The sequence below is a fragment of the Micromonospora sp. WMMD956 genome, assembly GCF_029626125.1.
Taxonomy (GTDB): domain Bacteria; phylum Actinomycetota; class Actinomycetes; order Mycobacteriales; family Micromonosporaceae; genus Micromonospora; species Micromonospora carbonacea.
In genome coordinates this window covers 624,474-649,526 of sequence record NZ_JARUBI010000005.1, presented here as the reverse complement: position 1 = coordinate 649,526, position 25,053 = coordinate 624,474, and the positions used below count along the sequence as shown (strand labels likewise).

The window sequence follows — 25,053 nt, the reverse complement described above, 5'->3', positions numbered from 1 at the left end:
GCGTCGTCCGACGACAGGCGCGGAGAGAAACGGACGGTCCAACCGGTGGGGGTCGACATGGGGGAGCTTCGCGGCACGCACGTGCCCGTGCTGCTCGAGCGGTGTCTCGAGTTGTTGGCCCCCGCGCTGGACAGGGGCGACCGCACGATCCACGTCGACGCCACGCTGGGCCTGGCCGGTCACGCCGAGGCGGTGCTGCAACGGCATCCGCGCACGGTGCTGATCGGGCTGGACCGGGACACCGAGGCCCTCGCCCACGCGCGGGTCCGGCTGGCCCGGTTCGCCGACCGGGTCCACCTCGAACACGCCGTCTACGACGAGCTGCCCGAGGTGCTGGCGCGGCTGGGTTATCCGGCGATCGACGGCGTCCTGTTCGACCTGGGCGTCTCCTCGCTCCAGTTGGACGCGCCCGACCGCGGGTTCGCCTACGCGCAGGACGCGCCGCTGGACATGCGGATGGACCAGACCCGGGGGGTGACCGCCGAAGAGGTGGTCAACACCTACTCCCACCCGGACCTGGCCCGGGTGCTGCGGGTCTACGGGGAGGAGAAGTTCGCCCCGAGGATCGCCTCGGCGATCCTGCGGGAGCGGGAACGGGCCCGGATCACCTCGTCGGCGCGGCTGGCGGAACTGGTCAGGGAGAGCATTCCCGCACCAGCCCGACGAACCGGTGGACACCCGGCCAAGAGAACGTTTCAGGCTTTACGGATCGAGGTAAACAGGGAGCTGGCGGCGCTGGAGACGGCGCTGCCGGCCGCTCTCGACAAGCTCACCGTGGGCGGCCGCATGGTGGTCCTGTCCTACCACTCGCTGGAGGACAGGCTCACCAAGGCGGCCCTCACCGACCGGGTCCGCAGCAAGGGCCCGGTCGACCTCCCGGTCGAACTGCCCGGGTCGGGTCCGACGTTCCGGCTGCTCAGCCGGGGCGCGGAGCTGCCCGGGGAGGCGGAGGTCGCCGCGAACCCGCGTGCCGCGTCGGTGCGGCTGCGGGCCGCGGAACGGATCGACCCGGATGCGGAGCGACAGGGGCGGGCCGACCGCGAACGGCCCCGCCGGCGGGTCAGGGCGATGCACCAACCGGGAACCGGATCGGCGGATCCGGGGCCGACGGGCGCAGGGACGGACGAAGAGGGGGAGGGAAGAAGAAGATGAACGCTGACAAGCGCGACGGCCGGGACACCGGCGTCGGGCAGCGTGCACCGCGGTCGGGGGGCCGGATCGCGGCGCAGCGGACCACGCGGGCCGGGATGCCGGCTCCGGGGGCCGGCCGGCTCGACCGGCAGGGGGAGACTCGCGCCCGGGGGGCGCGCGAGTTCCCGACCAACGGCAGCGCCGCGCTGCGCCCGACGGAGCGGGTCAGCCCGACCGAGCGGGCCGGTGCGGCGGCGACCCCGTCGCCGCGGCTGCGGGTCGCCCCGCCGCCGCCGGTGTCGGTGCCGCGGGCGCCGTTCGTGGCGCTGATCCTGGTGCTGGTCGTCGGTGGGGTGCTCGGCATCCTGCTGGTCAACACCAAGATCAACGAAAACTCGTTCCGGCTGGAGCGGCTCCAGCAGCAGCAGGCCAAGCTCGACGTGGACCAGCAGCAGCTGGAGAAGGAGATCGCCGACGCCAAGGCGCCCGGCAACCTCACCGCCACGGCCCGCCGGCTCGGCATGGTCGAGGCGGAGGAGCCGGCGTACATCCGGCTGCCGGACGGCCGGGTGATCGGGGTGCCGCAGCCGGCCAACGGCCAGCCGTCGGTCACCAGCCAGCAGGGTGCGGGGGGCTGACCGAGGTGCCGCCGAGAGCTGAGGAACCGCGCCGGGACCCTTCGGGCTCCCGGCGCGGTTCGTCGCGGGCCACCGGCGGGCGGGGCGAGCCGCGCACCGGCGAGCCCGGCGTGCAGGGCATCTCCGACGCGCGGGCGTACACCCCCCGGGGGCGCACCGTCCGCGAGGAGCGCCAGGCGGCGGGCCGGCCGACCGCCGGGGGCGCCGAGCAGCGGCGTACCCCGCGTGGGGCCCGGGCCGGCGGCGACCCGTTCCGGCCGGCGTTGCAGGTGCTCGACGGCGGCCGCGCCGGCGCAGGCCGCGCCGCCCGCCGGGAGCCCGTCCCGGCCGCGCGGGCCGCGGTGGTCCGGACGGTGCCCACCCGGGCGCGGCCCGACGACGACGATGACGCGCCGCGCCCGCCGCGCCGCCGACCCCCCGGGCGCGGCCCGCGCCGTCCCACCCGGCCCGCCGCCGGGCGGTCGCCGCGCAAGCCGCGCAAGCCGCCCCGGCTGGCCGACCCGCGCCGCCGGCTGCGCCTGGGCACCCTGCTCGTCCTCGTGCTGTTCGCCGCCATCGGCATCCGGCTGGTCTTCCTCCAGGCCGTCGACACCCCGGCGTACGCCGGCGGCGGGCTGGCCAACCGGCTGACCCGGGTGGACCTGCCCGCCCCCCGGGGGGCGATCTACGACCGCACCGGCGCCCCGCTGGCCAACAGCGTCGAGGCCCGGTACGTCTTCGCCGACCCGACCCAGGTCAAGGACCGCACGGAGACCGCGCGGGCGCTGTCGCCCCTGCTCGGCCTGCCGGCCTCCGAGCTGGCCGAGCGGATGAAGCCGCGCACCCTGGAGAACGGGAAGTCCTCCCAGTTCGAATACCTGGCCCGGGGCGTCGACATCCCGACCGCCAAGAAGATCGTGGCGCTCGACCTGTACGGCATCGGCGTGCACCGCGACGAGCGGCGCGAGGTGCCCGGCGGCGACCTGGCCGCCAACCTGATCGGCTTCACCAGTCAGGACATGGTCGGCCTGGAGGGCCTGGAGGCCCGCTACGACGACCTGCTGCGCGGCGAGAACGGCCGCCGGGTCTACGAGGCCGGCCAGGGCAAGCTCGACGCGCCGATCCCCGGCGGCTACAGCAGCACCACCCCCGCCAAGCCGGGCAGCTCCCTGCAACTGACCATCGAACGGGACCTCCAGTTCAAGGCGCAGCAGGTGCTCAAGACCCAGGTGGCCAAGGCGCAGGGCAGCGTCGGCGTCGCCATCGTCCTCGGCGTGCCCACCGGCGAGGTGCTGGCCCAGGCCAGCCACCCCACCTACAACGCGGCGAAGCCGCAGGAGAGCGAGCCGACCGACCGGGAGGACGCCGCCACCAGCTTCGTGGTCGACCCCGGCTCCATCCACAAGGCGATCACGTTCGGCGCGGCGCTCCAGGAGGGTGTCGTCACCCCCGACACGGCGCTGCCGATCCCCGACACCATCGTCAAGGGCGACACCACGTTCCGCGACACCCACCCGGCGAACGGGCAGCGGATGAGCCTGCCGGGGATGCTCGCGTACTCGTCGAACGTCGGCACCATCGAGATCGCCGACAAGCTCGGCCCGGACCGGCTGATCGACTACCAGAAGCGCTTCGGGCTCGGCCAGCCCACCGGCGAGGGCATCCCGGGGGAGGCCAGCGGCCGGCTGCTGCCCGTCCAGTCGTGGAGCGGGTCGTCGTACGGGTCGGTGCCGATCGGGCACAGCGTCGACGCCACCCCGTTGCAGATGGCCGCCGCGTACGCCGCGATCGCCAACAACGGCACGTACGTCCAGCCGCACCTGATCAAGGAGGTGATCAGCGGCAGGGACGGCAGCCGGACGCCGGGCAAGGCGCCGGTCACCCGCTCGGTGCTCAGCCCGGCCAACGCGGCGGCGCTGCGCACCATGCTGGAGGCGGTCACCACCGTCGACGGGGCCACCGGCCTCGCCGCGGCGGTCCCCGGCTACCGGGTCGCCGGCAAGACCGGCACCGGCATCCGCTACGTCGACGGCAAGCAGCAGCCCGGCGAGGTCGGCTCGTTCATCGGGATGGCCCCGGCGGACAATCCGCGCTTCGTGGTGGCGGTCTTCGTGTGGAGCCCCGGTGGCGGGGGCGGGGCGGTCGCCGCGCCGGCGTTCCGCGACATCATGGGCTTCACGCTCAGCCGCAACCGCGTCCCCCCGTCCGGCGCGCCGGCGCCCAAGTTCGAGGTCTTTCCGCGCTGACCAGGCACGGCGGGACATCATCGGTTGGTGGGGACGAACCACCGGGGCGGCTGTACGGTCGGAACCGGACGACCGGGTAGGGTCTGACGCCGTGCCCGGCAATCCACGCCCACGTACCGTGACCGGAATCCGGCTCGGCGAACTCGCCGACCGGCTCGCCGTCGAGGCCCCCGAGGGGGCCGCCGACCAGGCCGTCACCGGGGTGACCCACGCCAGCCAGGAGGTCCGCCCCGGCGACCTGTACGCGGCGCTGCCCGGCGCCCGCCGCCACGGCGCGGAGTTCGCCGCCGGCGCGGCCGCCGCCGGCGCGGTGGCCGCCCTCACCGACCCGGCCGGCGCGCCGGCCGTGGCCGCGGCGGGCCTGCCGGCGCTGGTGGTGCCCGACCCCCGCGCGGTGCTCGGCGCGCTCGCCTCCGCCGTCTACGGCGACCCCACCGCCGGCCTGACCGTCATCGGGATCACCGGCACCGCCGGCAAGACCTCCACGGCCTACCTGGTGGAGTCGGGGCTGCGCGCCGCCGGCCACGTCACGGGCCTGATCGGCACCGTGGAGACCCGGCTGGGCGACCTGGTCGTCGACAGCGTGCGCACCACCCCGGAGGCCACCGACCTGCACGCCATGCTCGCCGCCGCCCGGGAGCGCGGGGTCACGGCGCTGGTCATGGAGGTCTCCAGTCACGCCCTGGCCATGGGGCGGGTCGGCGGGGTGCGGTTCACCGTCGGCGGCTACACCAACTTCGGCTCCGACCACCTGGACTTCCACGCCGACTCGGCGGACTACTTCGCGGCGAAGGCGCAGCTGTTCGACGGGCGCTGCGCCGTCGAGGTGCTCAACCATGACGAGCCGGCGCTGCGTCCGCTGTTCACCCCTGCCACGGTCAGCTACTCGGCCGCCGGCGACCCCACCGCCACCTGGTACGCCACCGACGTCGACGGCGAGGGCTACGCGCAGCGGTTCACCGCGCACGGCCCCGGCGGGGTGACCGTGCCGGCCGGGGTGGCGCTGCCCGGGCGGCACAACGTCGCCAACGCCCTGCTGGCCATCGCCGCGCTGGTCGGCGCGGGGGTGGACGCGGCGACCGCCGCCGCCGGGGTGGCCGCCTGCGGCGGGGTGCCCGGCCGGCTGGAGCTGGTCTCGGCGGCCGGGCCGGTGCGCGGGGTGGTCGACTACGCGCACAAGACCGACGCGATCGTGGCGGCCCTGGCCGCGCTGCGCGAGCTGAGCGCCGGGCGGCTGATCTGCGTCCTCGGCGCCGGCGGCGACCGCGACCGCGGCAAGCGGCCGGAGATGGGCGCGGCCGCCGCCCGGGGCGCCGACGTGGTGCTGGTGACCGACGACAACCCGCGCACCGAGGAGCCGGCCGGGATCCGGGCGGAGGTGCTGGCCGGGGCGTACGCCGCCGCCACGCCGGCCCGGATCGTCGAGGTGGCCGGCCGGCGTGCGGCGATCGACGAGGCGGTCCGGCTGGCCGCCCCGGGTGACGTGGTCGCCGTGCTCGGCAAGGGGCACGAGCGTGGGCAGGAGGTGGGCGGCGAGGTGCTGCCGTTCGACGACCGCACGGAGCTGGCCGACGCGCTGCGCGCCCGCTTCGGGGACCTGGCGGGCCGGCGATGATCCCGCTGACGCTGGCCGAGGTGGCCGAGGCGGTCGGCGGCCGGCTGGTCGCCGCCGACCCCGCCGCGCGGGTGACGGGCCCGGTGGAGTTCGACTCGCGCAGGGCCGGGCCGGGCGCGCTGTTCGTCGCGTTCCCCGGCGAGAAGGTGGACGGCCACGACTACGCCGCCGGTGCCGTGGCCGCCGGCGCGGTGGCGGTGCTCGGCACCCGGGAGGTGCCCGGCGTGCCGATGGTGCTCGTCGGCGACGCCCTCGACGCGATGGGCCGGCTGGCCCGCGCGGTCGTGGACCGGCTGCCCGCGCTGACCGTGATCGGGCTGACCGGCTCGTCGGGCAAGACCACCACCAAGGACCTGATCGCCCAGCTCACCGCGCGGCTCGGCCCCACGGTGGCCCCGCCGGGGTCGTTCAACAACGAGCTGGGACACCCGTGGACGGCGTTGCAGGCCGACGCGGACACCCGCTTCCTCGTGCTGGAGAAGGGCGCCCGGGGGGTGGGGCACGTGCGCTACCTGTGCGAGGTGGTGCCGCCGCGCATCTCGGTGGTGCTCAACGTCGGCGTGGCGCACCTCGGCGAGTTCGGCTCGGTGGAGAACATCGCGCTGGCCAAGGGGGAACTGGTCGAGTCGCTGCCCGCCGACGGGCTGGCGGTGCTCAACGCGGACGACCCCCTCGTCGACGCGATGGCCGCCCGCACCGCCGCCCGCGTGGTGCGCTACGGCGAGGCCGCGCACGCCGACGTGCGGGCCGTGGACGTGACGCTGGACGGGCGGGGCCGCGCCGCGTACACCCTGGTGACGCCGGAGGGGAACGCGGCCGTGCGGCTCGGGCTCACCGGCCGGCACCAGGTGTCGAACTCGTTGGCCGCCGCCGCGGTGGCCCGGGAGTTGGGCATGCCGCTGGGCGAGCTGGCCGCCGCGCTGGGCGAGCTGGGCCTGGTCTCCACCCGCCGGATGGACGTCTTCGAGCGCCCCGACGGCGTGACGGTGATCGACGACTCGTACAACGCGAACCCGGCGTCCACGGCGGTGGCGCTGCGCGCGCTCGCCGGGATGCGCGGCGCGGGGCGGGCGGTCGCGGTGCTGGGCTACATGGCCGAGCTGGGGGAGTACGAACGACAGGGGCACCTGGAGGTCGGCCGGCTCGCGGCCGAGCTGGGTGTGGACCGGCTGCTCGTGGTGGGCGAGCCGGCGGCGCCGATCCACGAGGGCGCGACAGCGGTAGAGGACTGGGGAGGAAAATCGGTGCTGCTCACCGATCAGGCGGCGGCCGTCGAGGTGCTGCGGAGTGAACTACGGGCGGGCGACGTCGTCCTGGTGAAGGGCTCCCGGTACCGCACCTGGGAGGTGGCCGACGCGCTGCGCGCCGACGCCACGGACGGGGGTGCCGCCGCATGAGGGCGGTGATCGTCGCCATCGGGGTGGCCTTCCTCGTCTCGCTCTTCTGCACCCCGATCGCGATCAAGGTGTTCGCCCGGCTGAAGGCCGGCCAGCCGATCCGATCGAACCTCGGGCTCGCCAGCAACGAGGGCAAGAAGGGCACGCCGACGATGGGCGGCGTGGTCTTCATCCTGGCCACCGTCATCGCGTACGTCGCCGGGCACCTCGCCCTGACCACCCTGCCGGACGCGCAGATCGCCCAGGTCGAGCCGACGATCACCGCGCTGGTCCTGCTGGGGCTGATGGTGTTCTCCGGCGCGGTCGGCTTCATCGACGACTTCCTCAAGGTCCGCAAGCGGAACAGCGGCGGCCTCAACAAGCGGGGCAAGCTGGCCGGGCAGATCCTGGTCGGCGCGGCCTTCGGCGTCGTCGCGCTCTACTTCCCCAGCAGCATGACCGACGCCAGCGGGGCGGCCACCAACACCGAGACCGTGGGCGCGACCACGCTGAGCTTCATCCGGGACATCCCCGCGCTGGACGTCACCAAGATCGGCGCGGTGGTCATCTTCATCTTCGTGGTGATGGCGGCGACCAACGGCGTGAACCTCACCGACGGCCTGGACGGCCTGGCCACCGGCGCGTCGGTGATGGTCCTCGCCGCGTACGCGCTGATCGCGTTCTGGCAGTACCGGCACTGGTGCGCCGACCCGTCGTACACGGCGAACCCCGACAACTACTGCTACACCGTGCGGGACCCGCTGGAGATCGCGCTGATCGCCGGGGCGGCGGCCGGGGCCTGTGTGGGCTTCCTGTGGTGGAACACCTCGCCGGCCCGGATCTTCATGGGCGACACCGGCGCGCTCGGCCTGGGCGGCCTGATCGCCGGCATGGCGATGTCCACCCGCACCATCCTGCTGCTGCCGATCATCGGCGGGCTCTTCGTGATCATCACGATGTCGGTGGTCATCCAGATCATCTCGTTCCGCACCACCGGCAAGCGGGTGTTCCGCATGTCGCCGTTGCAGCACCACTTCGAGCTCGCGGGGTGGAGCGAGGTCAACATCGTGGTCCGGTTCTGGATCATCGCGGGGATCGGCGTGGCCATCGCGCTCGGCCTGTTCTACAGCGACTTCCTCGCCGCGATGGGCTGAGCCGCCCGCCGTCCGCCCGGTGCCGCCGGCCCGCCCGGCGCGGCCCGGCACCGCTCGCGCGGCGCGCCAGGCGTTAAGAAGGGGCCCCTGCTATGCAGAATGCGTTAACAGGGGGCCCCTCCTTTCGCCCGGCGACACGCCGACCACGGCGTTCGGCCGGAACGGGCCGTCCGCATTGGCGATGATGGGCGGGTGGGGGAGGACCGAGGCACCAGCGCGACAACGACCGACACGTCCGGCCGACGCGGCCCGGGGGGCGGCCGGGGGGTCGACCCGCCGGCCGCCGCGCCCGGGTTCGGCCTGGACGCCGCCGGCGGGCTGGCCGCGCTGCGGGGCCTGCTGGCCCGCCCGCTGGCCTCCTACTATCTGCTGATCTCCAGCGCCGGCCTGCTGCTGGTCATCGGCCTGACCATGGTCTTCTCGGCCACCAGCGTGAAGAACTACGCCGAAGAGGGCAACGCGTTCGCCGACGCCACCCAGCAGGCGATCTTCGCGGTGATCGGGGTGGTGGCGTTCTGGGTGTGCCAGCGGCTGCCGGCGAGCACCTACCGGTCGGTGGCCGGCACGGCGCTCGGCATCGCCGTGGTGCTGCTGCTGGTGCTCAACCTGCTGCTCGCGCTCGACTCGTTCTTCGGGGTGAAGCGGGTGGGGCCGCTGGAGGCCAACCTGCTGTGGCTGTTCGTCGGCGGCGTCCAGCTCCAGCCCTCCGAGCTGGCGAAGTTCGCGCTGGTGCTGTGGGGCGCCGACGTGCTGGCCCGCAAGGGCGCCCGGCTCGGCTGGTGGAAGGAGCTGGCCACCCCGCTGTTCCCCGTGGTCGCGCTGCTGTTCGTGCTGGTCGGCTACAACGACGTCGGCACGATGCTCTGCCTGCTGGCCCTCGTCGTCGGCCTGCTCTGGGCGGCCGGGGTGCGCGCCAAGGTCTTCGCCGTGCTGTCGGTGATCGGGCTGGTCGGCATCGGGCTGCTCGTCGCCGCCGCCTCGCTCGGCGCGGGCTCGGGGGCGAAGGGCGAGGAGAACTACCGGCTGGCCCGGCTCACCATCTTCTTCAACCCGCCCGAGCCCAAGGACTGCTTCGAGACGTGGTGCTACCAGCTCGTCCAGGGCCGCAACGCCATCGAGCACGGCGGCTGGTTCGGCGTCGGGCTGGGCAAGAGCAGCTTCAAGTTCGGCTGGCTGCCGGAGGCGCACAACGACTTCATCTTCGCCGTCCTCGCCGAGGAGCTGGGCGTGGTCGGCTGCGTGGTGCTGATCACCCTGTTCGCGGTGCTCGGCTACACCGGGCTGCGCATCGCCCGGCGGGTCGAGGACCCGTTCCGCCGGCTCGCCGCCGCCGGGGCGACCACCTGGCTGGTCGGGCAGGCGATCATCAACATCGGCGGGGTCATCGGCCTGATGCCGATGACCGGCGTGCCGCTGCCGTTCATCTCCGACGGCGGAAGCGCCCTGGTGGTGACCATGGCGGCGGTGGGGATGCTCGCCTCGTTCGCCCGCTGCGAACCCGACGCGGCCCGAGCCCTGCATGCCCGTCCGCCCGCCCGATGGGTCCGACTACTCTGGGCCCCGTTGCCGCCGCTTCCCGGCCGGCGCCGTCGCCCGGCGCCGCCACCGGCGGACCGTGGGTCCGTGCCCCGGTCGCGGGCGCGGCGCGAGGACGACCAGGCCGCATCCCGTGGCGCCCGGCCGGACCGGGCCAGGGGCGGGACGGCGAGCGAGAGGAGACGCTGATGGGTCCGCTGCGTTCGGTGGTGCTCTGCGGAGGGGGCACGGGTGGCCACATCTACCCGCTGCTCGCCTTCGCCGACTGCCTGCGCCGACACGACCCGGGCGTCCGGATCACCTGCCTCGGCACACCGAAGGGCCTGGAGAACGAGCTGATTCCGCCGGCCGGCTACGACCTGCGGCAGATCCCGGCCTACCAGCTGCCCCGGTCGGTGAACATGAGCCTGGTCCGCACCCCCGACCGGATGTGGAAGGCGGCCCGCGCGGCGGGCAAGGTGATCGACGAGGTCGCCGCCGACGTGGTCGTCGGCTTCGGCGGGTACGTCTCGGTGCCCGGCTACCTGGCCGCCTGGCGGCGCGAGCTGCCGATCGTCATCCACGAGGTGAACGTGCCGCCGGGGGTGGCCAACCGGCTCGGCATGAAGTTCACGAGCAACGTCGCGGTGGGCTTCCCGCACCAGCCGGCGCAGGCCGAGGCGCTGCGCGACGCCCGGGTGGTCGGGGTGCCGCTGCGCCGGGGCATCGCCGGGCTGGACCGGGCCGCCAACGCCGCCGCCGCCCGCGCCCACTTCGGACTCCGGCCGGACCTGCCGGTCCTCTTCGTCGCCGGCGGCTCGCAGGGCGCCCGGTCGATCAACCTCGCCGTCGCGGGCGCGGCCAAGGAGCTGGCCCGGCACGGCGTGCAGGTGCTGCACGTGATGGGCGCCCGCAACGAGCCGGTGCCGGTCCCCAGCGACCTGCCGGTGCCGTACGTGACGCTGCCCTACCTGTCCCAGATGGAGATCGGCTACGCCGCCGCCGACCTGATGCTCGGCCGGGGCGGGGCGATGACCTGTGCGGAGGTCGCCGCGATCGGGCTGCCCACCGTCTACGTGCCGTACCCGCACAGCAACCAGGAGCAGAAGCGCAACGCGCTGCCCGTGGTGGAGGCCGGCGGCGGGCTGCTCGTGGACGACGCCGAGCTGACCCCGGACTGGGTGGAGCGCACCATCATCCCGCTGATCCGCGACCCGCACCGGCTCGCCGCGATGGGCGCCGCCGCGGCGGCGTACGGGCGGCGCGACGGCGACGAGGCGCTGCTGAACTTCGTCTACGAGGCGGTGGCCCGATGACGGGCGCGGCCGTCGCGACCGGAAGGTGCCCGTCATGAACACCGCGCAGTTCACCCCGGCCGGCACGCTGACCGCCGAGGACCTGGGCCGGATCCACCTGATCGGGGTCGGCGGCGTCGGCATGAGCGGGCTGGCCCGGCTCTTCCTCACCAGGGGCCTGCCGGTCTCCGGCAGCGAGCTGCGCGAGTGGCCGTCGCTGGCCGGGATGCGGGCGCTGGGCGGGACCGTCCACATGACCCACGAGCCGTCCAACCTCGACGGCGTCGACACGGTCGTCTACTCCTCGGCGATCCCGCAGGACCACGTGGAGATGGTGGAGGCGCGGCGGCGCGGGCTGCGGGTGCTGCACCGCTCCGAGGCCCTCGCGGCGGCGATGACGGGCCGCCGCACGGTGGCGATCGCCGGCACCCACGGCAAGACCACCACCACCTCGATGGTGACGATGGTGCTCCAGCAGGCCGGCGCCGATCCGTCCTTCGTGATCGGTGGGGAGATCTCCGAGGTCGGCTCCGGGGCGCACCACGGCACCGGCGAGCACTTCGTGGTCGAGGCGGACGAGAGCGACCGCTCGTTCCTCATCTACCGCCCGTACGTCTCGGTGATCACCAACATCGAGGCCGACCACCTCAACACGTACGGGGACCTGGCCACGTTGGAGGCGGCGTTCGCCGAGTTCGCCCGGCTCACCGACCCCGACGGGTTCATCGTCACCTGCGCCGACGACCCGGGCGGGCGGCGGCTGGCGCAGACGCTGCGGGCCGAGGGCCGTCGGGTGCACACGTACGGCGAGGCGGCCGACGCCGACCTGCGGCTGAGCGACGTCGTCTCCTCCGCGCAGGGGGTGCGCTACCTCGCCGAGATCGACGGGCGGTCGCTGGGCGAGTTCCGGCTGCCGGTGCCGGGTCGGCACATGGGGCTCAACAGCGCGTCGGCGGTGCTCACCGCGTACCTGCTGGGGTTGCCCGTCGAGGCGGCGGAGGCCGCGCTCGCGGCGTTTCCCGGGGTGCGGCGGCGCTTCGAGCGCAAGGGCGTCGCCGACGGCGTGCTGGTCTACGACGAGTACGCCTACCATCCGACCTCGATGACGCTGGCCATGCGGACGCTGCGCGAGGTGGCCGGCGAGGGGCGGCTGCTCGTGGTGTTCCAGCCCTACCGGCTCTACCGCACCCGCGACCTCCAGGCGGAGATCGCCGCCGCCCTCGGCCTCGCCGACGAGCTGGTGCTGCTGGAGGTCTTCGGCCCCGGCGAGCTGCGCCAGCCGGGGGAGGGCTCGGCGGCGCTGGTGGAGGCGGTGCCCCTGCCGGCCGACCGGAAGGTCTTCGTCGGCTCCTGGGAGGACGCGCCGGTCGAGGTTGCCCGCCGGGCCCGCCCGGGCGACGTGGTGGTGACGATGGGCGCCCCGCCGATCTCGCTGATGGGCGACGAGCTGCTGGCGGCCCTGTCGGCCCGCGCAGGTGACGCGGGCGGCTCGGCGGCCACCGCCGGATGAGCCCCGGTCCGGCGCGGGGCCGCACGGCCGGCGCGGACCCGGGCGGGGGCCGGCGGGGGCCGGTGCGGCGCTGGCAGCTGGTGCGGGCCGGCTCGGACGCGGTGCCGCCCTCGACCCGGCGGTTCATGGCCCGGGCCCGGCAGCGCCGGATGCGCGCGGCGCTGCCCTGGGCGGTGGCCGCGGGGGTGCTGGCCCTGGCCGCGCTGGTGGCCTGGACGGTGTTCGGCACCGGGCTGTTCGGCGTGCGCGAGGTGCGGGTGGAGGGCGCCGAGCTGGTCACCGCCGTGGAGGTCCGCGAGGCCGCCGCCGTGCCGGACGACCAGCCGCTGGCGCGGGTCGACCTGGCCGCCGTCGCCCGGCGGATCGGCGCGCTCGCCCCGGTGGAGCGGGCGACGGTCACCCGGGACTGGCCGGGGGCGCTGGTGGTGCGGGTGGTGGAGCGCACGCCGGTGGCGGCGGTGCCGCAGGGCGAGCGGTTCGCCGTGGTCGACGGGTCCGGGGTGGTCTTCCGGTCGCTGCCCCGGCAGCCGGAGGGCCTGCCGGTGGTGCGGGTCGGCCAGCCGGGGCCGGCGGATCCGGGCACCCTGGCCGGGCTGGAGGTGCTGGGCGCGCTGACCCCGGAGCTGCGCGGGCAGCTCGTGGAGGTCGGCGTCGAGGGGCTGGCCCGGATCAGCCTGCGGCTGCGCGGCGACCGGACCGTCGTCTGGGGCGACGCCACCCGGGGGGCGGACAAGGCCCGGGTCGCCACGGCCCTGCTCGGTCGGAAGGCCGACACGATCGACGTGAGCGCGCCGGACGTGGTCACCTTCCGGTGACCGGCCGGTCAGCGACCCAGCCGGGGCGGGCCGCCCCGGGGCAAGGGCCGGCCGGCGGCGCGGGCCGGAAGGTGAGGCGTGGCCCTCTCCGGCGGCGACACGCCGGGCGGGTCCTTGGCTCCGGGCGTGGGGCCGCTTACGTTGCCCCGAAGAGGATCAGTAGTTGACATAACAGTAAGCCTCTAGTAGAGGGTGAGGGTTCACCTCTCGGCCTCGTTGGGGCCCGGCCGTGTCGGCGCTGGTCTGGCCAAGCCGTGTGGGGTCGGCCCATGCCAATCTCGAAGGGAAAGGACCGGAGATGACACCTCCGCACAACTACCTGGCGGTCATCAAGGTCGTCGGCATCGGGGGCGGCGGCGTCAACGCCGTCAACCGGATGATCGAGGTTGGGCTCAAGGGCGTCGAGTTCATCGCGATCAACACCGACGCGCAGGCGCTGCTGATGAGCGACGCCGACGTCAAGCTGGACGTGGGGCGCGAGCTGACCCGGGGGCTCGGCGCGGGCGCCAACCCCGACGTCGGCAAGAACGCCGCCGAGGACCACCGCGACGAGATCGAGGAGGTGCTCAAGGGCGCCGACATGGTCTTCGTGACCTGCGGCGAGGGCGGCGGCACCGGCACCGGCGGCGCGCCGGTGGTGGCGAACATCGCCCGCAAGCTCGGCGCGCTGACCATCGGCGTGGTCACCCGGCCGTTCTCCTTCGAGGGCAAGCGCCGCCAGGTGCAGGCCGAGGCGGGGATAGACGAGCTGCGCAACCAGTGCGACACGCTGATCGTCATCCCCAACGACCGGTTGCTCGCGCTCGGCGACCGCAACATCAGCATGATGGACGCCTTCCGCACCGCCGACCAGGTGCTGCTCTCCGGCGTCCAGGGCATCACCGACCTGATCACCACCCCGGGTCTGATCAACCTGGACTTCGCCGACGTCAAGAGCGTGATGAGCGGCGCGGGCAGCGCCCTCATGGGCATCGGCAGCGCCCGGGGCGAGAACCGCGCGGTCGAGGCGGCGGAGGCGGCCATCTCCAGCCCGCTGCTGGAGCAGAGCATGGACGGCGCGCGCGGCGTGCTGCTCTCCATCGCCGGCGGCTCCGACCTCGGCCTGTTCGAGATCAACGACGCGGCGCAGCTCGTCACCGACGCGGCCCACCCGGACGCCAACATCATCTTCGGCGCGGTCATCGACGACGCCCTCGGCGACGAGGTGCGGGTCACGGTGATCGCCGCCGGGTTCGACGGCGGGACGCCGGCGTACAAGCCCGAGCCGAGCCGCAAGAGCAACCAGAACCAGCCCGCCCAGCCGGCCACGCCGTCGCCGCCCCCCGCCACGATGCCGGCGCCGTCCCAGTCGCCGCGGCGGGTGCTCTTCGACGACGTGGACGTGCCGGACTTCCTCAAGAACGGATCCTGACCGCCCGAGATGACCGACGTGAACCCGACGGTGCGCCCGGGGCCGGGGCGCGCCGACCGCCTGGCCGAGCTGGCGGCCGGGCTGGCCCGGGTCCGGTCCCGCATCGCCGCCGCCTGCGCGGCGGCGGGGCGGGCCGACTCCGAGGTCACCATGGTCGCGGTGACCAAGACCTATCCGGCCTCCGACGTGCTGGCCCTGGCCGGGCTGGGCGTGGTCGACATGGGGGAGAACCGGGACCAGGAGGCCGCCGGCAAGGCCGCCGAGGTGGCCGCCGCGGGGGCGACGCCCCGCTGGCACTTCATCGGGCAGTTGCAGCGCAACAAGTGCCGGTCGGTGGTCCGCTACGCCGACGTCGTCCAGTCGGTCGACAGCGTCCGGCTGACCCGGGCGCTCGACGTCGCGGCCCTGGCGGGCCGGGACCGCCCCGTCGACGTGTTGGTGCAGGTCAGCATCGACGCCGACCCGTCCCGGGGCGGGGCGTTGCCGGGCTCGGCCGACCCGGACGCCGGGCTCGGCCCGGTGGCCGACGCGGTGGCCGGCGCGGCGGGGCTGCGGCTGGCGGGGCTGATGGCGGTGGCGCCGCTGGGCTGGGAGCCGCAGCGGGCGTTCGCCCGGCTCGCGGAGGTGGCGGAGGCGTTCCGCGCGGCCCATCCGGAGGCGGTCGCGCTCTCCGCCGGGATGAGCGGGGACCTGGAGGCGGCTATCCGACACGGCGCGACACATGTCCGCGTCGGCAGCGCGTTGCTCGGAATGCGTTCCACGCTGCGGTAGCCTGACCCGCGAGAGAAGCAAATTACATCAGTGTTGTTTCAGGAGCGGCGTCCCGTCGTCAGGGGGCGCGGTCCACGACCGCGAATCGTGGGCCGGGGATTGCTGTTCCGGTCCGGTGGGCAGGTTGTCCACTCGCGAGAAGCGACACGGCACGGGGGCGCGTGCCGCACGGCGGACGGAAGGGCGCGGGATGGGTGCACTGCGCAAGGCGGGGGTCTGGCTCGGTCTGGTCGAGGAGGACGACGAGCGGGCGTACGACGACGGTGGCTACGACAAGGGTGGCTACCGCGAGTCGTCGCGCTACCGGCAGGGCCGGTACGCCGAGGAGTTCGCCGACGACGACGATGACGACGAGCCACCGGCGCCGCGGCCCCGGGCCGGTGAGCGGGGCCGGCTGACCGAGCGTTCCGCGACCCGTCCCCTGGACTCCGACCGGGACCGGGACCGGGCCGACGCCGACCGGCCGGAGCGCGCCGAGCGGGTCGAGCGCCCCGAGCGGTCCAGCGTCCGGTCGATCACCCGCAGCTCCGGCGGGGAAGGCTCCGGCGCGCTGACCTACCACACCCGGGACAACCTCGCCCTGGCCCCGCAGACCCAGCCGAGGGAGCGGGTGGCCCCGGTGGAGGAGGAGCAGCGTTACCAGATCACCACGCTGCACCCCACCACCTACCGCGAGGCCCGCACGATCGGGGAGCACTTCCGCGACGGCGTCCCGGTGATCATCAATCTCACCGAGATGGACGAGGCCGATGCCCGCCGACTGGTCGACTTCGCCGCCGGGTTGGCGTTCGGGCTGCGCGGTACGATCGAGCGCGTGACCAACCGGGTGTTCCTGCTCTCACCGGCTAACGTCCAGGTCACCGCGGAGGACAAGGCCAAGATCGCTGAGGGTGGGTTCTTCAGCCTGAGTTAGCCCCGCCCGACCGAGGGACGTCGCCTGCTGTGTTGTCGATCCTGCTGCAAGTGCTGTACCTGATTCTGTATGTCTTCCTGATCATTCTTCTGGCCCGGTTTGTCCTCAGCGCGGTCCTCGCCTACGGGCGTCGCTGGCAGCCGGGCCGGGGGGCGACGGTCGGACTGGAATCCGTGTGGAGCGTCACTGATCCGCCTCTCAAGGCGTTGAGGCGTGTGATCCCTCCGCTGCGAATTGGTACCGTGAGCATCGACCTGGCCTCCCTTGTGCTCCTGGTTATCCTGTTCGTGCTGATGGAGTTCGTGTTGAAGCGGCTGATCCTCGGGTGATGAAGACCCGCAGGTCCAGCCCGCTACGCGGCCGCAACTGACCCGAGGAGTTTCGATGCCGCTGACCCCGGCCGACGTTCACAACGTCGCCTTCAAAAAGCCGCCGATCGGCAAGCGGGGGTACGACGAGGAGGAGGTCGACGCCTTCCTGGACGAGGTCGAGCGCGAGCTCGCCCGTCTGATCGAGGAGAACAACGAGCTGCGCGCCCAGGTGGAGCGCGGCGGTCGCGGCGGTGCCCCCGCCGGTCCGGGCGGCGACGCCCGGCTCGCCGCGGAGCTCAACGACGTCAAGGCCCAGCTCGACCGGGTGCAGCGCGACAAGGTGGCCGCCGAGCAGGCCGCCCGGGCGATGCAGGCCGAGCTGGAGCAGGTCCGCGCCCAGGGCGGCCCGGCCGTGGCCGGCGACGGCGAGCAGCAGGCGCTGCGGGTGCTGATGATGGCCCAGCGCACCGCCGACGACCACGTCTCCGACGCCCGTCGCGAGGCCGACCAGCTGCTCTCCGAGGCCCGGTCCAAGGCCGAGGAGGTCACCCGCGAGGCGCGCGCCAAGGCCGACGCCCTGGAGCGCGACGCCCGCCAGCGGCACCAGGAGGCCATGGGCGGCCTCGACGCCAAGCGCACCGCGTTGCAGAAGCACATCGAGGAGCTCAAGCAGTTCGAGCGGGAGTACCGCACCCGGCTCAAGGCCTACCTGGAGAGCCAGCTGCGCGACCTCGACGGCCGTGGTCAGGGCCTGGAGGCCGAGATGACCCGGGCCGAGGGCGGCCGGGCCGTCGGCGGCAGCAACGGCCTCGCGGCCGCCGGCCTCGCCGGCTCGTACGGCGGCGGGCGCTCCGGCGCGCTGGAGTCCGGCCGCTGATCTTCGGGGTGGCGGCCGTCGTGGGGACGGCCGCCGACCGTGCCACCTGAATCCGACGCGGCGGGGGTGAGCCGTGCTAGTCGCAAGCCTGTTGCTCATCCTCGTCGCGGTCGTGCTCCTGGTGGTCGGCCTCACCGGTGGCTCCAGCGTGCTGCTGGCCGCGTCCATCGCGGCCAGCCTGCTGGCCGCCGTCGCGTTGGTGGTGGGCGCCCGCCAGGCGGCCGCCGCCCGGGCGGCAGCCGCGCGGGTCGACCCCGGCCCGTCCGACCAGGGCCGGCCCCCCGCCGGCCGGGCCCCCTGGGACGCGGCCGGACCCCCGGCCGGGCCGGACGTTCCGGTCCAGCGTGTCCCGTCCACGATCGGTGCCGACGACCCCGGGTGGCGGCAACCGCCCGGGTCGCCGGCCGTCGGGGCGGACCCGTCCGCCGACGGGGCGGGCGAGGCCGCCACGCCCCTCGACGAGCCGCCGCCGCTGCCGGTGTCCCCGGCCGACGCGGCGCTGGTCGCCGAGCTCGACGCGGAGGTCCAGGTCGTGGACGGCCGGCCGCGCTACCACCTGTCCGACTGCCCCCACCTCTACGGCCGCGGGGCCGAGCCGCTGCCGGTGGCCGAGGCGGTGCGGCTGGGGTTCACCCCGTGTTCGCGCTGCGCGCCGGACGACGCCCTGCTCGCCGACGCCCGGCTGCTCTGACGGCCGATGGACGACACGCTCACCGTCGCCGTACGGGTCAAGCCGGGTGCCTCCCGCGCCCGCGTCGGCGGCCGGCACGACGGCCCGCACGGGCCGGCGCTGGTGATCGCCGTGAACGCCCCGCCGGTCGACGGCCGGGCCACCGAGGCGGCCCGCCGGGCCCTCGCCGACGCGCTCGGCGTCCGGCCGGCGGCCGTCGCGCTGCGGGCCGGCGCGGCGAGCCGGGACAAGCTCTTCGCGGTCGAGCGCCCGACGCCGGAGCTCACGCAGACGCTGCGCCGGCTGCGCGACGGGGCCGGCCGGTGACGGCTGGCCGCACCGGGCCGGCATGACCCCCGGGTTCGATCTCGCACTGCTGCTCGGCGCCGGGGTGTTGCTGGTGGCGGTCGGCGCGGTCCGCTTCTCGACCCGCCTCGGCGTGCCCAGCCTCCTGGTCTACCTGGCTCTCGGGGTGGCCATCGGCGAGTCCGGGCTGGGCATCCGCTTCGACGACGTCGACCTGACCCGCACCCTCGGCTTCTGCGCCCTGATCGTGATCATCGCCGAGGGCGGGCTGACCGCCCGGTGGAGCACCCTGCGCCCGGTGCTCGGCCTGGCCTCGGCGCTGTCCACCGTCGGCGTGGTGGTGAGCATCCTGGTGGTCGGCCTGGCGGTGCACCTGCTGCTCGGGCTGGACTGGCGGCTGGCGATGCTCTACGGCGCGGTGCTCTCGTCCACCGACGCCGCCGCCGTCTTCGCCACGCTGCGCCGGCTGCGCCTGCCGCCCCGGCTGGTCGCCACCCTGGAGGCCGAGTCGGGCATGAACGACGCCCCGGTGGTGCTGCTGGTGGTGCTGCTGTCCCGCTCGGCCACCGAGGCCGGCCACCCCTGGTGGTACGAGGTGCTGCTGCTCGGCTACGAGCTAAGCGTGGGCGCGGCCGTCGGGGTGGGCGCGGGGCTGGCCGGCCGGGCGGCGCTGCGCCGGGCGGCGCTGCCGTCGGCGGGGCTGTACCCGATCGCGGTGGTCGGCTTCACCGTGCTCGCGTACGCCGCCGGCGCGGTGCTGCACGCCTCGGGCTTCCTCGCCGTCTACGTGGCGGGGGTGCTGCTGGGCAACGCCCGGCTGCCGCACCGGCAGGCGATCCTCGGCTTCGCCGACGGGCTGGCCTGGTTGGCCCAGATCGGCCTGTTCGTGCTGCTCGGGCTGCTGGTCTCGCCGGGCCGGCTGGAGGCGGCGGTGCTGCCGGCGGTGGTCGCCGGGCTGGCGCTGCTGCTGCTGGCCCGGCCGCTGTCGGTGGCGGTGTCGGCCACCCCGTTCCGGGTCGGCCCGCGCGAGCAGGCGTTCCTGTCCTGGGCGGGGTTGCGCGGGGCGGTGCCGATCGTGCTGGCGACCATCCCGCTGTCGCAGCGGGTCCCGGGGGCGGAGCAGCTCTTCGACGCGGTCTTCGTGCTGGTGGTGATCTTCACGGTGCTCCAGGCGGGCACCCTCGCCCCGGCCGCGCGCCGGCTGCGGGTCACCGCGCCCGCCGAGCCGGCGGAGATCCGGGTCGAGACCGCGCCGCTGGAGCGGATGCGGGCCGACCTGCTCCAGTTGGAGGTGCCGCCGGGCTCGCGGCTGGGCGGGGTGCACGTGGACGAGCTGCGGCTGCCGGTGGGCGCGTCGGTGACGCTGGTGCTGCGCGACGGGGTGGGCTTCGTGCCCGGCCCGGGCACCCGGCTGAAGGCGGGCGACAGCCTGTTGATCGTGGCCACCGCCGGGGTGCGGGACGCCGCCGAGCGGCGGCTGCGTGCGGTCAGCCGCCGGGGCCGTCTGGCGCGGTGGTTTGGCGAGTACGGCGACGACCGCGACGACTGATCTGCTAGCGTTCGTTTTGCCCATTTGAGGGCTTTTCGAGGCGGATTAGCGGTGCGGCGGTGCGGCACGTTGTCGGACGCCTGTACGTTCCGTATTCTTGCCAACCTCCGGAGTGCGCGGCGGTCCTCGCCGCGCGCCCGTTTTGTTACCTGGGGGCGCCAGGCCGGTGCCCCCTGTCCAGAGGCCGTGGCATGCCGCGGTCCCGTGGCGCGAGGGAGTGACGATGGTGAAGCCAGCCGACACCAGGACCGCCGGGCGCAAGCCGGTGGCCAGGACCACCCGCAGCGCGGCGGAGACCGAGAAGATCCGGGCGGCGCTGGCGGCCCGCCGCGACGAGCTGAGCGCCGAGTACGATCAGACGCTGAGCGAGATCACCGAGCTGCAGCGCGACCGGCTGACCGACTCGGCCGGGGACGACCAGGCCGACACCGGCACCAAGACGTTCGAGCGGGAGCAGGAGATCTCACTCGCCAACAGCATCCGGGAACGGATCACGCAGGTCGAGCGGGCCCTGGAGCGGCTCGACGAGGGTGGCTACGGCTGGTGCGAGAAGTGCGGCGACCCGATCCCGGTGGAGCGGCTCGCGGCCTTCCCGTCGGCGACCCTCTGCGTGAAGTGCAAGCAGCTGGAGGAGCGGCGCTGACCCCGCTCCCCGGCCGGTCAGGGCGGTGAGCGATCACCGCCGGGAGCGTCGATGGGGAGCAGATGACGGCTACACCGCCCGCCGGAACCGAGACCGGCACCGCCGAGCCGGGCGGGGGCAGGGCCCGACGCCGGGCGATCGTGCTCCTCGCCGGCGTCGGCCTGTTCGCCTTCCTCGCCGACCTGCTCACCAAGCATCTCGCGTTGCAGGCGCTCAGCGACCGGGAGCCGGTGAAGCTGCTCGGCGGCGCGGTCTACCTCAGCCTCACCCGCAACAGCGGGGCGGCGTGGAGCATCGGCAGCGACCACACCTGGGTGTTCCCGCTGATCACCATCGCGGTGATCGGCTGGATCGGCTGGATGGCGCTGCGGCTGCGTTCGGTGCCGTGGGCGGTCTCGCTCGGCCTGGTGCTGGGCGGGGCGCTGGGCAACCTGGCCGACCGGATCTTCCGCGCCCCCGGCCACTTCGTCGGGCACGTGGTCGACATGATCAGCCTGTTCGACCCGTACGGGCAGGTCTGGCCGGTGTTCAACCTGGCCGACAGCGCGCTGGTCTGCGGCGTGGTGCTCGCCGTGTTCCTGGAGCTGACCGGCCGCCAGCGCGACGGTTCCCGGCTCGGCCGGGACAAGCCCGCCGTCGACGCCCCCGTCGAGCAGCGGGAGCGGGCGTGACGGCCGCGTTCGCCGCCGGCGGCGACCACCGTTCCCTGCCCGTCCCCGACGGCCTGGACGGGATGCGGCTCGACCAGGCCGTGGCCCGGCTGTTCGGGCTCTCCCGCACCGCCGCCGCGAACCTCGTCGACGGCGGGGACGCGCTGGTCGACGGCGTGGTCCGGCCGAACTCGCACAAGGTCAAGGCCGGCTCCTGGCTGGAGGTGACGCTGCCCGCCCCGGTCGCCCCGCCGACCGTGGTGCCGCAGGCGGTGCCCGGCCTGCGGGTCGTCTACGCCGACGACGACATCGTGGTGGTGGACAAGCCGGTCGGCGTCGCCGCCCACCCCAGCCCCGGCTGGACCGGGCCGACCGTGATCGGCGGGCTGGCCGGGATCGGGCACCGCATCTCCACCAGCGGCGCGGCCGAGCGGCAGGGCGTGGTGCACCGGCTCGACGTGGGCACCACCGGGATCATGGTGGTGGCCAAGAGCGAGCAGGCGTACACGGCGCTGAAGCGGGCCTTCAAGTACCGCGAGGTGGAGAAGCGTTACCACGCCGTGGTGCAGGGGCATCCGGACCCGTCGCGCGGCACCATCGACGCCCCGATCGACCGGCACCCGCACCACGACTACCGGTGGGCGGTGGTCTCCGGCGGCAAGCCGAGCATCACCCACTACGACACGCTGGAGGCGTTCCCGGCGGCGAGCCTGCTCGACGTGCGGCTGGAGACGGGGCGCACCCACCAGATCCGGGTGCACTTCTCCTCGCTGCGCCACCCCTGCGTGGGCGACGTCACCTACGGCGCGGACCCGACCCTGTCGGCCCGGCTCGGGCTGGCCCGGCAGTGGCTGCACGCCCGGTCGCTGAGCTTCCTGCACCCCCGCACGGGCGACGAGGTGACCTTCGTGAGCGACTATCCCGACGACCTGGACCGGGCGCTGCGGGTCCTCCGCGACTGACCCGGTGACCAGCGCAGACGCCGGGCGGCCGGACAGCCGCGCGCCGGGCCCGCGCCGGCCCCGCGCGCTCGCCGTCGCCGCGCTGCTGTCGGTGGCGGCGGTGCTGGCGGCGGCCGGCTGGGTCGGCCGCCACGACCGGCCGGCCGGCGACCGCACGGTGGGCGAGGTGACCCGGGTCGGCGTGCCGGCCGGCACGTCGATCCCGGCGTACCTGCGCGCCGCCGCCGCCGAGCTCGCGGCCCTGCCGGCGGGCGGGTCGCCGGCCGGCACGTACGCGCTGGTGTCGTTCGGGGACTACCTCGCGCCGGACCGGCTGGCCGACGTCCTCGCCGGGGCGGAGGTCGTCGAGGTGGTGGCGCGGGCGCCGCTGCCCGGCCGGCAGACCGAGATCGTCCGGCTGCGGGCCCAGCGGCTCCCGCAGGACGTGCTGGCGGGGATGGCCGGCGTGGCGGGCCGCAAGGACCGCGAGGCCGCCGACCAGCGGGCCCGGGCCGCCGCCGCCGACGACGCCGGGCTGCGCCGGGCGTACGAGACCGGCGCGCTGGTCGCGGCGGGCGAGGCGGCGGCGTACCGGGCGGGGTGCGGGTGCGCCTACGCCGCCGTCGTGCGGGCCGCGCCCGACGCGCTGCGCGCCCTGGCCGCCCGGCCCGGGGTCCGCGCCGTCGACCCCGCCCCGGAGCTGAGCCGGCTGGACCGGACGGTGGTGACCCCGCCGCTGCCCGAGCAGCGCGACGTGGCCCGCCCGCCGGCCGACGCCGGCCCGACGCCGCTGGTGGGCGAAACGTCGGAAGCGGCACCGACGGCGACGGGTTCCTCACCGAACGTCGATCGGGGTCGACCCGCCGTGGCCCCGTCCGGCGTCCCGAGCTCCCCGGACGTGCCTGCGGGCAGCCGAACGGCGCCGGAGAAGTGACAAAGCCGAATCAGGATGTGCGCGGACCGGTGTGGTCCGAATAGGGTTTCGTTCGTAGCCTGTCAGGCGGAGATCGATGGCGCTGGGAGGGCGAGCCTTGGACGGCACGGAGACCAGCTGGGGTCGGCCGGCCGAACCAGCACCGCGGTGGCGGGCGCTGCTCGACCGGGCCCGGCTCGGTGGTCGCACCGCGGAGCAGGCCGAGGCAGACCGCCACGCCGAGGAGGCGGCCCGCGCGGCGCCGGAGCCGCTGCCCCGGCGCGGGTCCGGCAACGGCTACGCCGGGCGGGCGGCGATCGGCCCGCCGGGGGAGCAGCCGTACGCCGCGGAGCCCGGCTATCCGGCCGAGCCGGCGCGTGGCGGCTACCGGGCCGGGGCGAGCTACCGGGTGGACCCGGCCTACCGGATCGACCCGTCCTACCAGCCGGAGCAGGCGGGCTACCAGCCGGAGGCCCCGTCCTACCAGCCGGAGCAGGCGGGCTACCCGGCCGATCCGCTGGGCTACCAGCCCGAGCCCCCCGGCTACCAGCCCGAGCCGACCTATCCGGCCGAGCCGTCGTGGCGGTCCGGCCCCGGGCGAACCGACCCGGAGCCGCCGCGCCGCGCCGACCCGCCGCCGCCCGCCCAGTCGCGCTACTCGCTGCTCGACGGCGGCGGCTACCGCCCCGAGCCCGCGCCGGTCGAGTCGCGCTACTCGCTGCTCGACAGCGGCGGCTACCGCCCCGAGCCCGCCTACCCGCCGCCCCTGACCGAGCCGGTCTACCAGCCGCCCGTGGTGGAGCCCGCCTACCCGCCGCCCCCGGCCGAGCCGGTCTACCATCCGCCGCCGGCCGAGCCGGTCTACCGGGCCGAGGCCGCCTACCAGCCCGTCGCCGAGCCGGTCTACCAGCCGCCGCCCGGGCCGCCCGCCGTGGTCGAGCGGGGCTACCCGGCCCGCATCGAGTGGCGGGCGCAGAGCGCCGAGAGCGAGCTGGAACGCGCCGCCGGGGTGCTCCGCCGCGACCTGGGCACGCCCCGGGTGCTCGCCTTCGCCAACCCCAAGGGCGGGGTGCACAAGACCACCGCCACGGTGCTGGCCGCCGCCACCGTCGGCAGCGTACGCGGCCGGGGCGTGCTCGCCTGGGACGACAACGAGCTGCGCGGCACCCTCGGGCTGCGGGCCGGCAGCGCCCGGCACGCGCGGACGATCCGGCACCTGATCCACGACCTCGCCCAGATCGAGATCCTGGAGGGCTCCACCCTGCTGGGCAGCCTCGACGACTACCTGCGGCACGCCGCCGACGGCTCGTACGACGTGCTGGCCGGGGAGGAGAGCCCCCGGTTCGCCCAGCGGCTCGACCAGTTCACCGTCAAGCGGGTGCTGGAGCTGCTGCGGCGCACGCACGACGTGGTCTGCGTGGACACCGGCAACAACGTGGAGAGCCCCAACTGGCGCACGGTGATGCAGGCCGCCGACCAGCTCGTGGTGACCACCGTGCCCCGGGAGGACGCCGCGTTCAGCGCCGACTGGATGCTCGACCTGCTGCACGAGGTCGGCATGGGCGAGCTGGCCGACAACGCCGTCACCCTGATCTCCTGCCCGACGCCGGGCCGCTCGCCGTTGCAGACCGACCTGGAGCGGCACTTCGCCACCCGCACCCGGGCGGTGGCCGTGGTGCCGTACGACCCGGCGCTGGAGACCGGCTCGTCGATCGAATACCACCAGCTCCAGCCGGAGACCCGGCAGGCGTGGCTGCGCGCGGCGTCGGTCATGCTGGAGCCCTTCGCCCGCTGAGCCCTTCGCCCGCCGCGCCCGCCGGGCCC

General features: G+C 75.0%; 23 protein-coding genes. All 23 read left to right on the top strand.

What is annotated here, in order from left to right; translation table 11 throughout:
* Positions 1–57: 57 nt before the first annotated feature.
* Positions 58–1,152, top strand: a complete 1,095-nt coding sequence (gene rsmH / locus O7628_RS03050; RefSeq protein WP_074474538.1) for a 16S rRNA (cytosine(1402)-N(4))-methyltransferase RsmH — start codon at positions 58–60, stop codon at positions 1,150–1,152.
* Entirely contained in the window at positions 1,149–1,769 is a 621-nt protein-coding gene (locus tag O7628_RS03045) for a hypothetical protein (RefSeq protein ID WP_278128180.1), read from the top strand. Before rsmH ends, O7628_RS03045 begins: the two co-directional genes overlap by 4 nt.
* A 5-nt stretch (positions 1,770–1,774) precedes the next feature.
* A complete protein-coding gene (locus O7628_RS03040; RefSeq protein WP_278128179.1) occupies positions 1,775–3,994 on the top strand; it encodes a penicillin-binding protein 2 in 2,220 nt (739 codons plus the stop codon).
* 91 nt (positions 3,995–4,085) lie between these two features.
* Positions 4,086–5,609: a UDP-N-acetylmuramoyl-L-alanyl-D-glutamate--2,6-diaminopimelate ligase gene (locus tag O7628_RS03035; RefSeq protein WP_278128177.1), complete on the top strand. Its 1,524-nt coding sequence runs from the start codon at positions 4,086–4,088 to the stop codon at positions 5,607–5,609.
* The gene (murF, locus tag O7628_RS03030) at positions 5,606–7,006 is read left to right on the top strand and encodes a UDP-N-acetylmuramoyl-tripeptide--D-alanyl-D-alanine ligase (protein WP_278128176.1); all 1,401 of its coding nucleotides are present in this window, start codon (positions 5,606–5,608) and stop codon (positions 7,004–7,006) included. The genes O7628_RS03035 and murF overlap by 4 nt, the downstream gene beginning before the upstream one ends.
* Positions 7,003–8,139: a phospho-N-acetylmuramoyl-pentapeptide-transferase gene (mraY, locus tag O7628_RS03025; protein ID WP_043967300.1), complete on the top strand. Its 1,137-nt coding sequence runs from the start codon at positions 7,003–7,005 to the stop codon at positions 8,137–8,139. Before murF ends, mraY begins: the two co-directional genes overlap by 4 nt.
* A gap of 318 nt (positions 8,140–8,457) precedes the next feature.
* Positions 8,458–9,864, top strand: coding sequence for a putative peptidoglycan glycosyltransferase FtsW (locus tag O7628_RS03020; protein WP_278136189.1), 1,407 nt, complete (start codon positions 8,458–8,460; stop codon positions 9,862–9,864).
* Positions 9,864–10,970: an undecaprenyldiphospho-muramoylpentapeptide beta-N-acetylglucosaminyltransferase gene (gene murG / locus O7628_RS03015; protein ID WP_278128173.1), complete on the top strand. Its 1,107-nt coding sequence runs from the start codon at positions 9,864–9,866 to the stop codon at positions 10,968–10,970. Before O7628_RS03020 ends, murG begins: the two co-directional genes overlap by 1 nt.
* Positions 10,971–11,004: 34 nt before the next feature.
* Complete coding sequence (murC, locus tag O7628_RS03010) at positions 11,005–12,459, top strand: UDP-N-acetylmuramate--L-alanine ligase (protein ID WP_278128172.1); 1,455 nt, start codon at positions 11,005–11,007, stop codon at positions 12,457–12,459.
* Complete coding sequence (locus O7628_RS03005) at positions 12,456–13,274, top strand: FtsQ-type POTRA domain-containing protein (RefSeq protein ID WP_278128170.1); 819 nt, start codon at positions 12,456–12,458, stop codon at positions 13,272–13,274. The genes murC and O7628_RS03005 overlap by 4 nt, the downstream gene beginning before the upstream one ends.
* A gap of 298 nt (positions 13,275–13,572) precedes the next feature.
* Complete coding sequence (ftsZ, locus tag O7628_RS03000) at positions 13,573–14,685, top strand: cell division protein FtsZ (RefSeq protein ID WP_278128168.1); 1,113 nt, start codon at positions 13,573–13,575, stop codon at positions 14,683–14,685.
* Between the two features lie 9 nt (positions 14,686–14,694).
* Positions 14,695–15,456 (top strand): YggS family pyridoxal phosphate-dependent enzyme, encoded by a 762-nt coding sequence (locus tag O7628_RS02995; RefSeq protein WP_278128166.1) that lies wholly within the window; start codon positions 14,695–14,697, stop codon positions 15,454–15,456.
* Between the two features lie 190 nt (positions 15,457–15,646).
* A complete protein-coding gene (sepF, locus tag O7628_RS02990) occupies positions 15,647–16,369 on the top strand; it encodes a cell division protein SepF (RefSeq protein WP_278128164.1) in 723 nt (240 codons plus the stop codon).
* Between the two features lie 29 nt (positions 16,370–16,398).
* Complete coding sequence (locus O7628_RS02985; protein ID WP_043967312.1) at positions 16,399–16,698, top strand: YggT family protein; 300 nt, start codon at positions 16,399–16,401, stop codon at positions 16,696–16,698.
* 55 nt (positions 16,699–16,753) lie between these two features.
* A complete protein-coding gene (locus tag O7628_RS02980) occupies positions 16,754–17,557 on the top strand; it encodes a DivIVA domain-containing protein (protein WP_043967314.1) in 804 nt (267 codons plus the stop codon).
* A 73-nt stretch (positions 17,558–17,630) separates the two neighbouring features.
* Positions 17,631–18,248 (top strand): hypothetical protein, encoded by a 618-nt coding sequence (locus tag O7628_RS02975; RefSeq protein WP_278128160.1) that lies wholly within the window; start codon positions 17,631–17,633, stop codon positions 18,246–18,248.
* 6 nt (positions 18,249–18,254) lie between these two features.
* Positions 18,255–18,554: a DUF167 domain-containing protein gene (locus O7628_RS02970; protein ID WP_074474448.1), complete on the top strand. Its 300-nt coding sequence runs from the start codon at positions 18,255–18,257 to the stop codon at positions 18,552–18,554.
* 22 nt (positions 18,555–18,576) lie between these two features.
* On the top strand, positions 18,577–20,082 hold the full coding sequence (locus O7628_RS02965; protein WP_278128159.1) for a potassium/proton antiporter: 1,506 nt from the start codon (positions 18,577–18,579) through the stop codon (positions 20,080–20,082).
* Between the two features lie 223 nt (positions 20,083–20,305).
* A complete protein-coding gene (locus O7628_RS02960) occupies positions 20,306–20,725 on the top strand; it encodes a TraR/DksA family transcriptional regulator (RefSeq protein ID WP_043969309.1) in 420 nt (139 codons plus the stop codon).
* Positions 20,726–20,787: 62 nt separating this feature from the next.
* Entirely contained in the window at positions 20,788–21,396 is a 609-nt protein-coding gene (gene lspA, locus O7628_RS02955; protein WP_278128155.1) for a signal peptidase II, read from the top strand.
* A complete protein-coding gene (locus tag O7628_RS02950) occupies positions 21,393–22,337 on the top strand; it encodes an RluA family pseudouridine synthase (protein ID WP_074474445.1) in 945 nt (314 codons plus the stop codon). The genes lspA and O7628_RS02950 overlap by 4 nt, the downstream gene beginning before the upstream one ends.
* A 4-nt stretch (positions 22,338–22,341) precedes the next feature.
* Positions 22,342–23,250: a hypothetical protein gene (locus tag O7628_RS02945; RefSeq protein WP_278128154.1), complete on the top strand. Its 909-nt coding sequence runs from the start codon at positions 22,342–22,344 to the stop codon at positions 23,248–23,250.
* 76 nt (positions 23,251–23,326) lie between these two features.
* Positions 23,327–25,024, top strand: a complete 1,698-nt coding sequence (locus O7628_RS02940) for an AAA family ATPase (RefSeq protein WP_278128153.1) — start codon at positions 23,327–23,329, stop codon at positions 25,022–25,024.
* The last annotated feature ends 29 nt before the right edge of the window (positions 25,025–25,053 follow it).

Bases quoted from the DNA above. Each gene is read 5' to 3' on its own strand.
- rsmH (WP_074474538.1), top strand. From the start codon at position 58: ATGGGGGAGCTTCGCGGCACGCACGTGCCCGTGCTGCTCGAGCGGTGT.
- O7628_RS03045 (WP_278128180.1), top strand. From the start codon at position 1,149: ATGAACGCTGACAAGCGCGACGGCCGGGACACCGGCGTCGGGCAGCGT.
- murF (WP_278128176.1), top strand. From the start codon at position 5,606: ATGATCCCGCTGACGCTGGCCGAGGTGGCCGAGGCGGTCGGCGGCCGG.
- mraY (WP_043967300.1), top strand. From the start codon at position 7,003: ATGAGGGCGGTGATCGTCGCCATCGGGGTGGCCTTCCTCGTCTCGCTC.
- murG (WP_278128173.1), top strand. From the start codon at position 9,864: ATGGGTCCGCTGCGTTCGGTGGTGCTCTGCGGAGGGGGCACGGGTGGC.
- murC (WP_278128172.1), top strand. From the start codon at position 11,005: ATGAACACCGCGCAGTTCACCCCGGCCGGCACGCTGACCGCCGAGGAC.
- O7628_RS03005 (WP_278128170.1), top strand. From the start codon at position 12,456: ATGAGCCCCGGTCCGGCGCGGGGCCGCACGGCCGGCGCGGACCCGGGC.
- ftsZ (WP_278128168.1), top strand. From the start codon at position 13,573: ATGACACCTCCGCACAACTACCTGGCGGTCATCAAGGTCGTCGGCATC.
- O7628_RS02995 (WP_278128166.1), top strand. From the start codon at position 14,695: ATGACCGACGTGAACCCGACGGTGCGCCCGGGGCCGGGGCGCGCCGAC.
- sepF (WP_278128164.1), top strand. From the start codon at position 15,647: ATGGGTGCACTGCGCAAGGCGGGGGTCTGGCTCGGTCTGGTCGAGGAG.
- O7628_RS02980 (WP_043967314.1), top strand. From the start codon at position 16,754: ATGCCGCTGACCCCGGCCGACGTTCACAACGTCGCCTTCAAAAAGCCG.
- O7628_RS02970 (WP_074474448.1), top strand. From the start codon at position 18,255: ATGGACGACACGCTCACCGTCGCCGTACGGGTCAAGCCGGGTGCCTCC.
- O7628_RS02965 (WP_278128159.1), top strand. From the start codon at position 18,577: ATGACCCCCGGGTTCGATCTCGCACTGCTGCTCGGCGCCGGGGTGTTG.
- O7628_RS02960 (WP_043969309.1), top strand. From the start codon at position 20,306: ATGGTGAAGCCAGCCGACACCAGGACCGCCGGGCGCAAGCCGGTGGCC.
- lspA (WP_278128155.1), top strand. From the start codon at position 20,788: ATGACGGCTACACCGCCCGCCGGAACCGAGACCGGCACCGCCGAGCCG.
- O7628_RS02940 (WP_278128153.1), top strand. From the start codon at position 23,327: ATGGCGCTGGGAGGGCGAGCCTTGGACGGCACGGAGACCAGCTGGGGT.